We start from the raw sequence: 14,837 nt of genomic DNA on the forward strand, positions 1-14,837 counted from the left end.
AAGGAGCCTTTCATGGACCGATCATTTTATCAATTTGCATTAAAATACCGTGGAAAACTGCATGAAGATGATTTTTCCCGATTTGCAGACTCGATGTTTTTGGACCATTCTTTTCCAAAATCATCTTCAAACTTCGACCAGCTGTCCAAATATGTCGAAGAAAAGGCGCATCCTGTCATGAGAGCGTCCATCTTTGATGAAATTTGGGAAGAATACGCGGGCGAATAATGCTGGTCATTGCACTATAGGAAAAAAAACAGTATGATTAATTCGACTATATTAAAGTGAGGTTTTTTAAATGAGTGTTCATATCAATGCAAAAAAAGGCGATATCGCTGAAACAATTTTACTGCCAGGAGATCCACTCCGCGCAAAATACATAGCGGAAACTTTTTTGGAAGATGTAACGTTATACAATGAAGTCCGCAATATGTTTGGCTATACCGGAACATATAAAGGTAAACGCATTTCCGTACAAGGAACAGGAATGGGCGTACCGTCGATTTCTATCTACGTAACAGAATTAATGCAGGAGTATGATGTGAAAAAATTGATCCGCGTTGGAACTTGCGGTTCAATCCACAAAGACGTAAAAGTCCGCGACGTCATTTTGGCACAAAGTGCTTCAACCGATTCAAAAATGAATGAAATTATTTTCAACGGCATCAACTATGCACCAACAGCTGATTTTGATTTATTGTTGAAAGCTTATAACGCAGGCGTTGAAAAAGGATTGAACTTGCGTGTCGGAAATGTCTTTACCGAAGATGTTTTCTACAACGAATTTGCAGAACATGAAAAATGGGCGCAGTACGGTGTGCTAGCACTTGAAATGGAATCTTCAGCCCTTTACACATTGGCTGCAAAATTTGGCCGTCAGGCATTATCAATCCTGACTGTCAGCGATCACTTGTTGACGGGCGAAGTAACAACTTCTGAAGAACGCCAAACAACATTCAACGATATGATTGTCGTGGCTTTGGACGCAGCAATACAAGAGTAGAAAGAAAAGCGCAAGCGCCCGTGTAGATTCGACGGGCATAAGACGCACTGGCGAAGTGGCGTTTCTTCAGCCGCACAGCCAGGGTGGCTTATGACCCTAGAATCTGGGCGCTGGAGTCTGGACAAGAAGAAAAGCGCAAGCGCCCGTGTAGCTGGGGGCTGAAGTCTAGACAATAAAGAAAAGCGAAACATAACAAAAAGACTGTCTCGGCAGTCTTTTTGTTTTCATATTCTTGGCTCTGCAGCAATTATGAAAGTGGTGAAATAGATGGATGATAAACGTCCGGAGGAAGAGCACGAACAGATTCCGCCAGTAGAAGAATCGCCGTCGCACACTATTAAGATGAAGACATTCTCATTTATAATGCTTGTGTTTCTTTTGATAATAGCTACGGCAGGTTTGACCGTTTTTGCATTGACGTTTGGCGACGACAAAGCAGTGGAAGTCAATTCACCAGAAAGACGTGAGTTCGAAAAACTTTACACAGCTTATGATCAAATACAAGATCAATATTTTGAAGAAGTTGACCGAGAAGTTCTTGTGAACGGAGCCATTAACGGTATGGTTGATTCATTGGAAGATCCATATTCCGATTACTTGAATGAAGAAGAAGCATCGCAATTTCTGGAAGGGATTTCGTCCAGTTTCCAGGGGATAGGTGCAGAAGTGCAGGAACGTGGTGGATATGTAACGGTGGTATCACCCATTAGAAATTCACCAGCTGAAGAAGCAGGCGTTCAGCCAAATGATCAAATTCTAGCAGTTGACGGTGAAAGCATTCAAGGTTTTACCACAACTGAAGCTGTTATGCTGATTCGTGGTGAAAAAGGAACTGAAGTTACTTTAACCATTCAACGCGGGGAAAACACTGATCCAATTGACATCACCATCGTTCGCGATGAAATACCAATTGAGACCGTGTACGCAGAAATGATCGGAGACAATGTGGCCCATATTCAAGTGACAAGCTTCTCTGAAAACACCTATCAAGAATTGTTGGATGCCATTGAAGCGATGGAAGCTGAAGGAATGGAAGCGGTCGTGATGGACGTTCGCCAAAACCCGGGTGGCTTGCTGGATGTAGCACTTGATATTTCCAACTTGTTTATTGAAGATGGCAACCCTTTGTTTGAAGTACAGGCAAAAGGTGCAGAACCCGAAATTTACATGTCGTCACCAGGTACCAAAATCGAAGTGCCTGTTACTTTGTTGATTGATGGCGGCAGCGCCTCAGCCTCTGAAATTTTAGCTGGAGCGATGAAAGAATCGGCTGATATCCAATTAGTTGGAGAAAAAACATTCGGCAAAGGGACAGTTCAAACTGCTAACGATCTTCAAGACGGCTCAAATCTGAAATTTACAACAGCTAAATGGCTGACACCTGATGGCAATTGGATTCATGAAAAAGGAATCGAGCCGGATGTAGAAGTCGCCTATCCAGAGTATGCATCTCTTCCAGTTTTAGATACTTCATTGGAACTGCAAGATGGCGTCATTTCTGACCAAGTGGAAACTGCTGAACAAATGCTTGAAGCGCTAGGTTATGAAGTCGGTGATATAGACGGCGTCTTCGAAGAGCAAATGACAGAAGCTGTTGAAACGTTCCAAGAAGAAAATGACCTGGAAGTAACGGGTATCTTAACTGGGGAGAGTACAGTCGCAGTTATGGATGCATTACGCCAGAAAATTGAAGATGAAGATCCACAACTGTTGCAAGCAAAAGATATTTTGATGGAAGAAGCTGGAATTACACCGTCAGAAGAAAATGAAGCTGCATCAGAAGAAACTGAAGAGTGATGTTAAAGGTCCGCTTAGGCGGGCCTTTTCTTCAGGAAAAGAAAGGATGAGAACATGAAAGATGTATATTTGTTCAGCGGATTTTTAGGAAGTGGCAAAACGACGCTGCTAAAAAGCATGATCAGCCAAATGAAAAGCCAAGGCTTAAAGCCGGCAGTCTTCATGAATGAATTAGGAAAAATGAACATGGATTCGGATTCTGTAGAGGATGGAGTGCCGTTAAAGGAAATTCTTGATGGCTGTATTTGCTGCACGGGATCAGAGAAATCTGAAGCACAAATTCAAACTTTACTGGCTGAAGAAGAGTTTGATGTGTTGTTGATCGAAACAACAGGTGCGGCGCATCCGGTAGAAGCATTGGATGCCATCTTTTCACCTTTGTTTGCTGAACAGTTGAACTTTAAGGGAATTGTAACGGTAGCAGACAGCAAACGCTGGATGGACCGCAATCGCTTGTCTCCGCAGATCCGTTCTCTATTTTTGGAACAGATCCGCCATGCCGATCTTATTCTCGCCAATAAAATGGATTTATTGACCGATGCTGAACAAGGCACAGTAACTTATGAAATTCAGTCGCTAAATCCGACAGCACAAATTATCCAAACGGTCCATGCCAAAGTACCATTTTCAGCATTGGAAAAAATAACGCCTACAGCGGCAGAAGACGTTGTGAAAACTCCTGTTGCAAAAATGAATTTGAATGCGAAAGTTCTTCAGTTTAATGCGCCGGTCCAACGTGAAAAGTTTGAAGAATGGCTTCGAGCTTTGCCTGATTCTGTGTTTCGCATTAAGGGGTATGTGCCGCTTGAAGGAGATAAATACCCACACGCCTTTCAGTTTGCATATGGGATGGCACAGTGGCTTCCGGAATATATAAAGATGCAAAACCAGGTGGTTGTGATAGGGGAAGGGCTGGAAGGAGTCGAGTTGCCGTGATTGAATCGTACCGTAAACTTTGGTCAGATCGTAAAGCTGTGGCAGGGATTTCAACACATCTGGACCTTGAAAAAAACATTTTGATTGAATTGAACGATGAACTGACCCATCCACGTGTTCGAAAATCCAAAGCGGAAAAGTTAGCATTGGCATTGGCTCGAATCGAAGCTTCGGATTTATCGGCGTCCGAAAAAAGCGGCTTGAGTGCATTGTACAAAAATCTTGCTTCCCGCTAATGTGCTTATGTGTTTAAATACTTAGGCAATCCGACTAAAAAAACTGGCAAGGAAAATTAATCATTTTCCTTGCCAGTTTTTATTTTACTGCTTGTTTGTGAGTGGCTGTTTGACCAGAAATTCTTTTTTGAATCGAGAGCAAGCGAATAGACAAGGTAATCGCACCTGCCGTTAAGCCAATAATCAGGCCGATCCAGTAGCCAAAAGCACCAAAGTCGGTGAAGTTGGCGAGCAAATAACCAGAAGGCAAACCAATAACCCAGTAAGACACAAGCGCCATGACAAAGGTGATGTTCACGTCCTTGTAGCCGCGGAGTGCTCCTTGGACAGGTGCTTGAATCGCATCCGACAATTGGAACAACGCTGCAAACAGCAGGAATTGCACAGCGAGTTCAACCACTACCGGGTCAGATGAGTACAAAGCGGCAATTTCACTGCGCATGAAAAACAGAACACAAGCGGACAGAGAGCTTAATCCGACAGCGGATCCGACGCTCAGCCAACTGTATTGTTTGGCATCCTGGAAGCGCTTGGCGCCGACTTCATAGCCGACTAAGATCGTTGCACCCATGGAGATGCTGAGCGGCAGCATATAAAGCAGAGAGGCGAAATTCAAGGCAATTTGATGAGCTGCGATGGTGACAGTGCCGTAAACTGCCAAGAGAAAAGTGACGGCAGAGAAAATGCTGGTCTCCACAAAGATTGAAATGCCGATTGGTACACCGATTCGACTGATTTCGATCCAGCTGCTCAATGAAAATTTTGGCCACTTGCGGAAAATATTATAAGCGTTAAATGGATTTCTTGTATGGATGATCCAAATGGCAATGGCAAGAATCAGCCAATAAGTAATGGCCGATGCGAGTCCGGCGCCAACGCCTCCAAGTTCCGGAAAACCAAACTTTCCGAAAATCAGCAAGTAGTTGAAGAAAATATTAATCGGTGTGGACAATAGCGAGATGACCATTGTTACACGGGTCGCTCCAAGTGCATCAATGTACGAGCGCAGAGCATTGTAAACAAATAACGGAATCAGCCCAATCGACATCGCAAAGATGTAGCGGCTCGCGACATCAGCAACGACCGGTTCGAGATCCATAAATGCAAGCAGGTAGTCGATGCCGAAATAGAAAAAGGCAAAGACAATTGCGGCCAGCAGGACAGCCAAATAAATTCCTTGCTGGACGGATTGTTTTACTTGTTCTTTTTTCTTAGCCCCCATCAATTGTGCTACAATTGGAGTAATGGACATGAGAATACCGGCTAATCCGATGTAGACGGGAACCCAAAAGGATGACCCAATAGAAACACCAGCCAAATCTTCTGTTCCGTAGCGGGCAGTCATGTAAATATCGAAAAATGTTACCATATACATCGCGACTTGCGTAACAAGAATCGGAAACACAATTTTTAGTAGCAGCAGCATTTTTTCTTTTTTGGTAGTTGTTTGGTACATACTTCTTTCCCCCGCCAATCCCTAAAATTAATTTTTGCATTGCACCGGCAACTTTTAGCATAGATGGATGCGTTGGTGCTGAAAAAGCTAGTGGATGAAAAGGCAATCCATCTTCAATTTTGAAAATAAAGTAAAACGAAGTTGCAATTCAAGAAAAGCTAAATCATTATGTAGTGAATTCAATGTTTTATGTTATCCGATTCCAATTTAACACATAAAATCCAGTATAGCATAGATGGTATTGCGCTAAAGCAAATCTGGCTGCGCCAAATTAATAGATGAAAGTAGGACTAGCAATGAAAAGCAAAACCATTTTATTAACCGGAGGCGGAACCGCAGGGCACGTCTCCCTAAATCAAGCATTAATACCAGAACTGAAAAATTTAGGTTTTCACGTTGAATACATTGGTTCCAAAGAAGGGATTGAAAACGAACTGATCCGCGATTCGTTTCCATCGGTCCCGTATCACCCCATTTCCAGCGGTAAATTAAGACGTTATTTTTCGACTAAGAATTTTTCGGACCCTTTCCGTGTAGGGGCTGGACTGACACAGGCACTTAATATTATCCGCAAAACCAAGCCTGTCGCAATTTTCTCAAAAGGTGGATTTGTCTCGGTACCGGTCGTCATGGCTGGGCGAATGATGTCTGTGCCGGTTATTATCCATGAATCGGATGTGACACCAGGACTTGCTAATAAGTTAGCTTTGCCATTTGCTGATCATATTTTTACAGTCTTTAAAGAAACTTTGGCGCACGTGCCAAGTACGAAATCGACGTGTACGGGATCTGTCATTCGCAGCGAACTGATGGAGGGATCGGCAGCACAAGGGCAGGAAATTTGTCCTTTTGATAACAAAAGGCCCGTCTTACTGGTTATGGGTGGAAGCCAAGGTTCGGCGATGATCAATTCAGCTGTCCGAAACAACTTGGAACGGCTGTTGGAACAGTTTAATATTATTCACTTATGCGGCAAAGGCAATAGCATGCCGGAACTGAACGTCCATGTGAATTACCGCCAGTTTGAATACGTGACGCATGAACTGCCGCATTTGCTGCACATGACCGATTTTGTGGTGTCTCGGGCAGGGTCCAATTCCATTTTTGAATTTTTGGCATTGAAAAAGCCCATGCTGCTCGTGCCGCTTTCTATGCAAAAAAGCCGTGGCGACCAAATATTGAATGCCAATTTGTTTGAAAAACAAGGATTTGCCCATGTGGTTGAAGAAGAAGAGCTGTCGGCTGACCGGTTTATGGAGGAGCTGGATCGTCTGCAAGCTGATAAAGACCAATTAATTGAAACCATGACACAAGCGGAAGCACCGATTACCGCTGCGGAAATGGCGAAACTGGTTTCGTCCTATACAAAATAACGCCGAGTATATTTGAAGAGGTGACTGAAATGGAAATGACAATGTTAAAAGTTCATGGCTCTATGAATACCTTCTATATGTTTGAATCTGCAGAACGTGCTGATTTTGCACAGCTGGCTATCCAGCTTTCTGCACTGGATCCAGAAATTGATGGGATTTTAGTGATTTTGCCTTCTGCAGTGGCACATGCAAAAATGCGCGTATTCAATAACGACGGCTCAGAAGCATCGATGTGTGGAAATGGCCTGCGCTGCGTAGCCCGGTTTGTTTGTGAACGGGACGGAATGCAGGAAGCGGTCATCGAAACCATGAAAGCTTCTCTTCGTGTGAAACATGAAGAAACCTTGAATGAGGGAATCGAAACCTACTCGGTTGAAATCTCGCCGGTTTCTTTTTCGCTTAGCAGCTTGCCTATGAGCTACGGAGACAATCGCGAATGGATTCATCAAGCCTTGCCATTTGTTTCAGAAGAAATTCCCTTTTCTGCAGTATCAGTTCCCAATCCGCATTTGATCGGGATTGTTCCATCTGAACTGCAAAGGGATGTCAGTCACCAGCAGCAATGGGCGCAATACTTTAATAGCAAAAACGAATATTTTTCTGATGGGGTCAATGTTAGTTACGTAACGCCAATGGAGGACGGTATATTTGTCCGAACTTATGAACGGGGTGTTGGATTTACCAATGCTTGCGGAACCGCGATGACCGCTTCTGCATTGATTGTTTGTATGGCAGGGCTGATGCCTTACGGGGATGTTTCGGTCTACAATCCAGGAGGCATGGTGAAGTGTTCCATTTCCAAGCAAGGTGAGGACCTTCACCTGCAGCTTACCGGCAATGCGACTTATTTATCGGCAATGAAATTCAACTGGTCGGAAAATGTGGAGGAAAGCAGCATCTTGGCCTCTGAACCCCTGAATGAACAAGTGCATTACGAAGAGTTTATTGAGCACATTTCTACCATCTCAAAACAATTTGTATAATGGAAAGCGGTGAAATAGATGCCAATGCCTTTTACGGTGGGACAGTTGGATCTTCTTTATAAAAATGCAAAAGATCCAGTTTTTTTTATGAAACAAAATGGCGACACATTTGACTATGTGTATGTCAATCCTGCTTGTTTAATTATTTTCAAAAAAGAATTGGTGGGCACAAGTTTGGATGAGAGCATGCCGTATGAGCTGTCCAGAGAAATTAAAAAACAATATCTCATTGCTTTGAAGGTGGGTGAGAAGCGTACTTACCGTGATTACAGCTTGTTCAGTGACAATGCTGCTGCGATGGAAACAGAATTGACTCCCATTAAATTTGGCGGACAAAGATTCGTATTGGCAGTAACAAAAAATGTAAGCTCGCAGAAAAAAGTGGAAGAGGACTACCTGTTCTATCAGTCATTGGTACAAAACTCGGTCGATCCTATGCTCATGATTTCTGCAGAGTACATGATCATTGATCTGAACCCAGCTTATGAAAAAACATTTGGTGTCAAAAAAGAAACGTGGATCAATCGCTACTTTAAAGATTTGCCCGACCATCAAAAAGAACTATTTCGGTCTGGCAAAGACCTTATTGATCAATTTGTCCCTGGATCCAAAAGTTCTTCGCTCCTTATGAAGCGCCGAAAAGGCGATGGCACGATGGCGAAATTCTCAGCAAGTTATTCGCCAATTAATGAAAACGGTATTATCCGGGCATTTCATGTTGTATTTCGCGAGTTGACCAGTGAACTGCTGTTGAAAAATGAGCTGAAAAAGACAGAGAATATACTGGAAAGCTACAAAGATGCGCTTAATTACGCAGCGCTGGTCGCAATATGGAGTCTGTCTGGTACGATAGAGTTCGTCAATGATAATTTAAACAAGCTTACTGGCTACATGCCTGAAGAATTAATAGGTTTGAATGTTTATGATATTGGAGAAGCGATCGTGTCTACTGAAGAGTATGAAAAAATACGGGCAGAAGTTTTGCAAGGCACTATCTGGCGCGGTCAGCTCCAGAGCATGAAAAAAAATGGCGAAATTTTTTGGGTCGATGCAACCATTATTCCGTTGTTGGAAGTGAACGGAAACATTTACCAAGTACTATCAATATTGTTCGATATAACAGAAAGAAAACAACTGGAAGAGCAGCTCCACTTCATGGCTTATCACGATAGTTTGACTACTTTGCCAAATCGCCGTTTAATGGTCAAAAAATTTCAACAAATGAAAGAGCACGCGGAAAAAAATGGCGAACATATCGCATTGCTCTACATGGATGGAGATAATTTTAAATCGATCAATGATCAGTTTGGACATGATGTGGGAGATGACTTTATCTATCATTTTGGCCAAGCGATCAAAAAGAGTTTGCGTAAAGGGGATTTGGCTGCCAGGATAGGCGGCGACGAATTTCTCGTAGCACTTTGCGGAATTGCTCCTGAAGAAAGCCAATTGCATATTGAAAAAATTATTGGCCGTATCAACCAAACGTTGGCTGAGGGATGGGAAATAAATGGACATCATTTCACGCCAAGTTCGTCGATCGGCATATCTGTATATCCCATTCATGGAAACGATTTTGATGATCTGGTCAAAAAAGCGGATGCTGCCCTCTATGTAGCCAAGAGCAACGGAAAAGGGAAATGCTACCTTTATACGTCTTCTTAAATAAGCAAAAACCGCGTAATGTAAATCACTGCAAATAATGAAAGCGCTTTACACAAAAGTGTGTGAATCTTTTCACGGAAATGCTTTGTTTTTCATTCTGGAAGTAGTAAGATTGATAGGGAATTTTAATCTTTTATTGCTATAACGCCTTCTGCTTTATGTCTAGTGGGATGCATGATAAAATAAATGAGACATATAACAAATTAGTATGACTGCCGTCAAACAAATAGTTGGAGGTTTTTTTAATGTCTAGCAATTATTCAGATGCCAAATCCCCATGGAGTTCCATTACAGGCCCTAACTTGGGATACATAATGGAGATGTATGATCTGTATCAAGAGTCGCCGGAATTGCTTGATCCAGAATACGTCGAACTTTTTAAGCAATATGGACCACCTACTGAAGTAGAAATTTCTACAAGCGAACAGCCTTCAGTTACAAAAACTTTAGACCCTACTAATTTTGAAAAAGTTTTGGCTGCTGTTAATTTGGCTGAAGCAATTCGCGCACATGGCCATCTGGCATCGGATATTTATCCGTTGAAAGATCAGCCAAAAGATACTTCCCGCGTAGAAGCATCAACATATGGCCTTAGCGATCAGGATTTAAAAGATGTTTCCGTTTCGTTGCTTTTGAACAATGCACCGAGCCATGTAACAAATGGATTGCAAGCCATTGATTATTTAAAGTCGCTTTATACAGATAAAGTTGCTTTTGAATTTTCACATGTGATTCAGCCGCAGGAACGCAGCTGGCTGCAGGATAAAATTGAAGCAGGTGCAGTTAAACCTACATTGGATGCCGATAAGAAGAAACAAGTTCTTGATTTGTTGACGCGTGTTGAAGGCTTTGAGAAGTTTGTGCACCGAACGTTTGTCGGACAAAAACGATTTTCAATCGAAGGCGTTGATTCACTGGTTGTCCTAATGGATGAATTGGTGCGTCTATCTGAATCCGCCGGCACACAAGACATCATGATCGGGATGGCGCATCGCGGTCGTTTAAATGTGCTTACACATATTTTAAACAAGCCATATGAAATGATGTTCGCCGGTTTTGCGCATGTTGGAGACAACGCGTTTCTTCCGGAAGACGGCTCACTCCAAATCACTAAAGGGTGGTTCGGCGATGTGAAATATCATATGGGCGCAGCTTACAAATCTGCAAAAGGAACAAGCGTAAAACTTGCTTATAACCCTTCCCACTTAGAAATTGTCAGCCCGATTGTTGCAGGACAAGCACGTGCAGCCCAGGAAATTACCGACCAAAAAGGACTGGCAAAAGTGGATGCGAAAAAATCCTATGCCATTCTTGTGCATGGTGATGCCGCTTTCCCAGGCCAAGGAATTGTAACGGAAACCTTAAATTTCAGCCGTGTTAAAGGCTATCAGACTGGTGGATCCATCCACATTATCGCCAATAACTTAATCGGCTTTACTACGGAGCAATTTGATTCCAGATCGACGCATTATTCTTCGGATCCCGCAAAAGGATTTGAAGTGCCGGTTATTCATGTGAATGCCGATGAGCCAGAAGCAGTAGTGGCTGTTGCGCGTTTGGCATTTGAATACCGTGAGAAGTTCGGAAAAGATGTTTTGATTGATTTGATCGGCTACCGCAGATATGGACACAATGAAATGGATGAGCCACTAGTGACGAATCCGACGATGTACCATGGCATCCATCAGCATGATACGGTCCGCGAACTTTACGGAAAACAATTGGCGGCGGAAAATGTGCTGTCAGAAGATGATGTACAAAAGCTTGATGCAGATACACAGAAAGAAATGCAGGAAGCTTACGATAAAGTTAAAGAAAATAAGTCAGCGGAATTTCCAAAACTTGAAATTCCAGAAGCTGTTCTAAACGGTTACCCTGAGGTGCCAACTGGCGTTGATAAGGACGTTCTGACGAAGATGAATGAAGAACTATTGTCTTGGCCAAGTGATTTCTCAGCTTTCGGCAAGTTGGCGAGAATTCTAAAGCGCCGGGAAGATCCGTTCAACGAAAAAGGCAAAATCGATTGGGCTCATGCTGAAACATTGGCCTTCGGTTCGATCTTGCAAGACGGCAACCCGATCCGCTTGACTGGACAGGACGCACAGCGCGGTACATTTGCACACCGCCATCTTGTTTTGCATGATGACAAAAACGGCAATGAACTTGTGCCGTTGCATCATATATCAGACGCTAAAGCGTCATTTGTTGTGTACAACAGCCCACTGAGTGAAGCGTCGGTATTGGGCTTTGAATATGGCTACAATGTTGAAAACGATAAAGCACTTGTGATTTGGGAAGCACAGTACGGCGATTTCGCCAATATGGCACAAATGATGTTTGACCAGTTTATTTCTGCAGGTCGTGCAAAATGGGGCCAGAAATCAGGACTGGTTATGCTCTTGCCTCATGGCTATGAAGGCCAGGGACCTGAGCATTCAAGTGCACGATTGGAAAGACATTTGCAGATGGCTGCTGAAAACAACTGGACAGTCGCTAACCTCTCCAGTGCAGCAAACTATTTCCACATTTTGCGCCGCCAGGCCAAAATGCTTGGAGAAGAGTCCATTCGCCCATTAATCATCGTTTCACCGAAATCTCTGCTTCGCCACCCATTAGTGGGGGCTGATGTAGCTGATCTAACAGATGGGCATTTCCAGACGGTCATTGAACAGCCGAATATGGGCAAAGATGTGAAGAAAGTAAAACGTGTTCTTTTCGCAAGCGGCAAAATGGCTATCGACTTGGCAGAGCGGGTGAAAGATGGAAAAGGCTACGAGTGGGCACACATTGTCCGTGTAGAGCAGCTGTATCCATTCCCGGCTGAGAAAATCAAAGCGATTGTCGACCGCTATCCGAATGCCAAAGAATTGGCATGGGTACAAGAAGAGCCGCAAAACATGGGTTCATGGACTTTTGCAGATCCATACCTGCGTGAATTGGCAGATGGAAAAGAAGTGAAGTACTTTGGACGCATCCCGCGCCAAAGCCCTGCAGAAGGCGATGGAGAAGCGCATAAAGTGGAACAAGCTCGTATCATAGATGAAGTATTAGCTAAATTGTAAGGATAATCTAAGGAGGAATTTTTTGTGGCAGAGATTAAAGTACCAGAACTAGCAGAATCGATTACAGAAGGAACAATCGCTCAGTGGCTTAAACAGCCGGGCGAAACAGTTGAAAAAGGTGAATTCATCGTTGAACTGGAAACAGATAAAGTAAACGTTGAAGTTATTTCTGAAGAAGCTGGAGTAGTTCAGGAACACTTAGCACAAGAAGGCGATACAGTTGAAGTTGGACAAGTCATCGCAATCGTTGGCGAAGGTTCTGGCGAAGCTGCTGCACCTAAAACGGAAGAAGCTCCACAAAAATCTGAAGAGCCTGCGAAAACAGATGCTTCTGCAACTCCAGAGCCTGTTGAAAAAGACCCGGCAGCTGAAGAGCAGTCATCAACTGACCGCACAATCGCAAGCCCGGCAGCACGCAAATTGGCACGCGAAAAAGGAATCGACCTGGCAGCTATTACACCAGTAGACCCAATGGGCCGTGTGCGCGTACAAGACGTCGAAGCTCATGGATCGAAACCTGCAGCAAGTGCACCAGCTGCAAAAGCGGAGGCACCAAAAGCAGCTGCGCCTTCTTCGGATGAAGAAAATGGCCGCATCGTCCGTGAAAAAATGACAAGACGCCGTCAAACGATTGCTAAACGTCTTCTTGAAGTAAGACAATCAACGGCGATGTTGACTACATTCAACGAAATCGATATGACAAACGTGATGGCACTTCGCAGCCGCAAAAAAGACCAATTCCTTAAAAATAATGATGTAAAACTTGGCTTCATGTCATTCTTTACAAAAGCAGTTACCGCTGCTTTGAAAAAATACCCATATGTCAATGCTGAATTAGATGGAACAGATGTCCTCCTAAAGCAGTTTTATGATGTGGGAATTGCCGTTTCAACAGAAGAAGGACTTGTTGTACCGATCGTTCGCGATACGGACAAAAAGAACTTTGCTGAAATCGAAGCAACAATTGGCGAGCTTGCTACTAAAGCACGCGATAAAAAACTTTCGATTGCAGATATGTCAGGCGGTTCGTTCACCATCACAAATGGTGGAGTATTCGGTTCATTGATGTCTACACCGATTTTGAACGGTACTCAGGTTGGTATTCTTGGAATGCACACCATCCAAAAACGTCCTGTCGCAATCGGCGATGAAGTTCAAATTCGTCCAATGATGTATGTAGCTCTTTCGTACGATCACCGTGTAATCGATGGAAGCGATTCTGTTGGTTTCTTGAAAATGGTCAAAGACATGATCGAGAACCCAGAGGACCTACTGCTGGAATCTTAATATAAACGATCAACCTGATAGTCCTGCGTTGCAGGACTATCTTTTTTTTGTCATCATAGAGGAAACAGGCCTAAAGGCGGTAGAAGTTCATGGATATCTCATTTTTTATTGAATTGGTGAAGGAATATGGCTATTTCAGCATGTTTGTCTTTAATTGGCTGCTGTTGTTTGGGTTGCCGATACCAAATGAAGTAGCTGCTGCATTTTCAGGCGTCATGACGGAAATCAGCTATTTCAAACCGGTTTATGCATTTTTGGCTGCGTACTTAGGTTTAATTTCCAGCAACACGTTTGCTTATTTTATCGGTCGCAGTTTAGGTCATCGGCTGCTGAACCGCTTGAATCGAACACGTTTAAAAGGTCCAATCAGCCGATTTAGTGCTTTTTTAGAAAAGCATGGGGAATGGGCGATTGCCTTCAGCTTTTTCCTTCCTGGAATTCGCTGGGCCATGCCTTATGTTGTGGGTGCAAACCGTTTTCCATTCCTGCGCTATGTGTTGTTTGCCTATACAGCGGGATTTGTCTGGATGTTCATTTATTTTAATGTGGGGAGAGCATTTCCATATGCCTATGAGTCAATACTTGGCCATTTGCAGGGATTTTTGATTTTGTTATCGGTTCTTGTAATTGTCGGGTTGCTGCTGCGATATTTGTATAGCACGAAGTTTGCAAAAAAGTAAGAGCAACTCAAAAATTGTACAGACGCTTTTCCCTATTGAAAAAATTATTTATAGTTGTGGAGTGTCGAAACAAAGCAGGTTTGAAATTACCCGGCGTTTTCCTTATACTGAAGACATAGACAGATAGAAAAGGATGAGGACAATGATTCACAATGAATGGCTTGAGAAAGATACCATCAGAACTGTAACTTGCAAGCATACAGAAGCAGCAAAGTTTTTAGTTTCCAATGTGCTGACTGCAGGTAAAGAATATGAAGTGAAAAATGAAACTGAAGAGTTTATTTTCGTAGTAGACAATACCGGAAAAATCGGTGGATTTTATAAAACGTATTTTGAATAAGAAACAATAGTTGGCTGTT

At 43.1% G+C, this 14,837-nt stretch carries 13 protein-coding genes; 12 read left to right on the forward strand and 1 reads right to left on the reverse strand.

What is annotated here, in order from left to right:
* Nucleotides 1–12: 12 nt before the first annotated feature.
* From AC4EHK_RS07630 to AC4EHK_RS07650, 5 genes are all read left to right on the forward strand, one after another.
* Nucleotides 13–228 (forward strand): YozE family protein, encoded by a 216-nt coding sequence (locus AC4EHK_RS07630; protein ID WP_490978199.1) that lies wholly within the window; start codon nt 13–15, stop codon nt 226–228.
* Between the two features lie 70 nt (nt 229–298).
* Entirely contained in the window at nt 299–1,003 is a 705-nt protein-coding gene (gene deoD, locus AC4EHK_RS07635; RefSeq protein ID WP_490978200.1) for a purine-nucleoside phosphorylase, read from the forward strand.
* Nucleotides 1,004–1,270: 267 nt separating this feature from the next.
* A complete protein-coding gene (locus AC4EHK_RS07640) occupies nt 1,271–2,800 on the forward strand; it encodes a lmo1851 family serine protease (RefSeq protein ID WP_490978201.1) in 1,530 nt (509 codons plus the stop codon).
* Between the two features lie 54 nt (nt 2,801–2,854).
* Nucleotides 2,855–3,736, forward strand: a complete 882-nt coding sequence (locus tag AC4EHK_RS07645) for a CobW family GTP-binding protein (RefSeq protein WP_490978202.1) — start codon at nt 2,855–2,857, stop codon at nt 3,734–3,736.
* Nucleotides 3,733–3,972, forward strand: coding sequence for a hypothetical protein (locus AC4EHK_RS07650; protein ID WP_490978203.1), 240 nt, complete (start codon nt 3,733–3,735; stop codon nt 3,970–3,972). Before AC4EHK_RS07645 ends, AC4EHK_RS07650 begins: the two co-directional genes overlap by 4 nt.
* A 79-nt stretch (nt 3,973–4,051) precedes the next feature.
* On the opposite strand, the gene AC4EHK_RS07655 is transcribed toward AC4EHK_RS07650, so the two are convergent.
* Nucleotides 4,052–5,428, reverse strand: a complete 1,377-nt coding sequence (locus tag AC4EHK_RS07655; RefSeq protein ID WP_490978204.1) for an MATE family efflux transporter — start codon at nt 5,426–5,428, stop codon at nt 4,052–4,054.
* 296 nt (nt 5,429–5,724) lie between these two features.
* On the opposite strand from AC4EHK_RS07655, the gene murG reads away from it, so the two are divergent.
* The 7 genes from murG (at nt 5,725) to AC4EHK_RS07690 (ending at nt 14,818) form a co-directional block, all read left to right on the forward strand.
* Nucleotides 5,725–6,801, forward strand: a complete 1,077-nt coding sequence (gene murG, locus AC4EHK_RS07660; protein ID WP_490978205.1) for an undecaprenyldiphospho-muramoylpentapeptide beta-N-acetylglucosaminyltransferase — start codon at nt 5,725–5,727, stop codon at nt 6,799–6,801.
* A 29-nt stretch (nt 6,802–6,830) separates the two neighbouring features.
* On the forward strand, nt 6,831–7,784 hold the full coding sequence (gene dapF, locus AC4EHK_RS07665; protein WP_490978206.1) for a diaminopimelate epimerase: 954 nt from the start codon (nt 6,831–6,833) through the stop codon (nt 7,782–7,784).
* 18 nt (nt 7,785–7,802) lie between these two features.
* Entirely contained in the window at nt 7,803–9,449 is a 1,647-nt protein-coding gene (locus AC4EHK_RS07670) for a diguanylate cyclase domain-containing protein (RefSeq protein ID WP_490978207.1), read from the forward strand.
* 245 nt (nt 9,450–9,694) lie between these two features.
* Nucleotides 9,695–12,511: a 2-oxoglutarate dehydrogenase E1 component gene (locus tag AC4EHK_RS07675; RefSeq protein ID WP_490978208.1), complete on the forward strand. Its 2,817-nt coding sequence runs from the start codon at nt 9,695–9,697 to the stop codon at nt 12,509–12,511.
* Between the two features lie 24 nt (nt 12,512–12,535).
* On the forward strand, nt 12,536–13,798 hold the full coding sequence (gene odhB / locus AC4EHK_RS07680) for a 2-oxoglutarate dehydrogenase complex dihydrolipoyllysine-residue succinyltransferase (RefSeq protein ID WP_490978209.1): 1,263 nt from the start codon (nt 12,536–12,538) through the stop codon (nt 13,796–13,798).
* Between the two features lie 89 nt (nt 13,799–13,887).
* Nucleotides 13,888–14,478, forward strand: a complete 591-nt coding sequence (locus AC4EHK_RS07685; RefSeq protein ID WP_490978210.1) for a DedA family protein — start codon at nt 13,888–13,890, stop codon at nt 14,476–14,478.
* 142 nt (nt 14,479–14,620) lie between these two features.
* Entirely contained in the window at nt 14,621–14,818 is a 198-nt protein-coding gene (locus tag AC4EHK_RS07690; protein ID WP_490978211.1) for a DUF6501 family protein, read from the forward strand.
* Nucleotides 14,819–14,837: the final 19 nt, after the last annotated feature.

Source organism: Planococcus sp. TJ-307 (assembly GCF_058268435.1).

Bases quoted from the DNA above. Each gene is read 5' to 3' on its own strand.
- AC4EHK_RS07630 (WP_490978199.1), top strand. From the start codon at position 13: ATGGACCGATCATTTTATCAATTTGCATTAAAATACCGTGGAAAACTG.
- deoD (WP_490978200.1), top strand. From the start codon at position 299: ATGAGTGTTCATATCAATGCAAAAAAAGGCGATATCGCTGAAACAATT.
- AC4EHK_RS07640 (WP_490978201.1), top strand. From the start codon at position 1,271: ATGGATGATAAACGTCCGGAGGAAGAGCACGAACAGATTCCGCCAGTA.
- AC4EHK_RS07645 (WP_490978202.1), top strand. From the start codon at position 2,855: ATGAAAGATGTATATTTGTTCAGCGGATTTTTAGGAAGTGGCAAAACG.
- AC4EHK_RS07655 (WP_490978204.1), bottom strand. From the start codon at position 5,428: ATGTACCAAACAACTACCAAAAAAGAAAAAATGCTGCTGCTACTAAAA.
- murG (WP_490978205.1), top strand. From the start codon at position 5,725: ATGAAAAGCAAAACCATTTTATTAACCGGAGGCGGAACCGCAGGGCAC.
- dapF (WP_490978206.1), top strand. From the start codon at position 6,831: ATGGAAATGACAATGTTAAAAGTTCATGGCTCTATGAATACCTTCTAT.
- AC4EHK_RS07670 (WP_490978207.1), top strand. From the start codon at position 7,803: ATGCCAATGCCTTTTACGGTGGGACAGTTGGATCTTCTTTATAAAAAT.
- AC4EHK_RS07675 (WP_490978208.1), top strand. From the start codon at position 9,695: ATGTCTAGCAATTATTCAGATGCCAAATCCCCATGGAGTTCCATTACA.
- AC4EHK_RS07685 (WP_490978210.1), top strand. From the start codon at position 13,888: ATGGATATCTCATTTTTTATTGAATTGGTGAAGGAATATGGCTATTTC.
- AC4EHK_RS07690 (WP_490978211.1), top strand. From the start codon at position 14,621: ATGATTCACAATGAATGGCTTGAGAAAGATACCATCAGAACTGTAACT.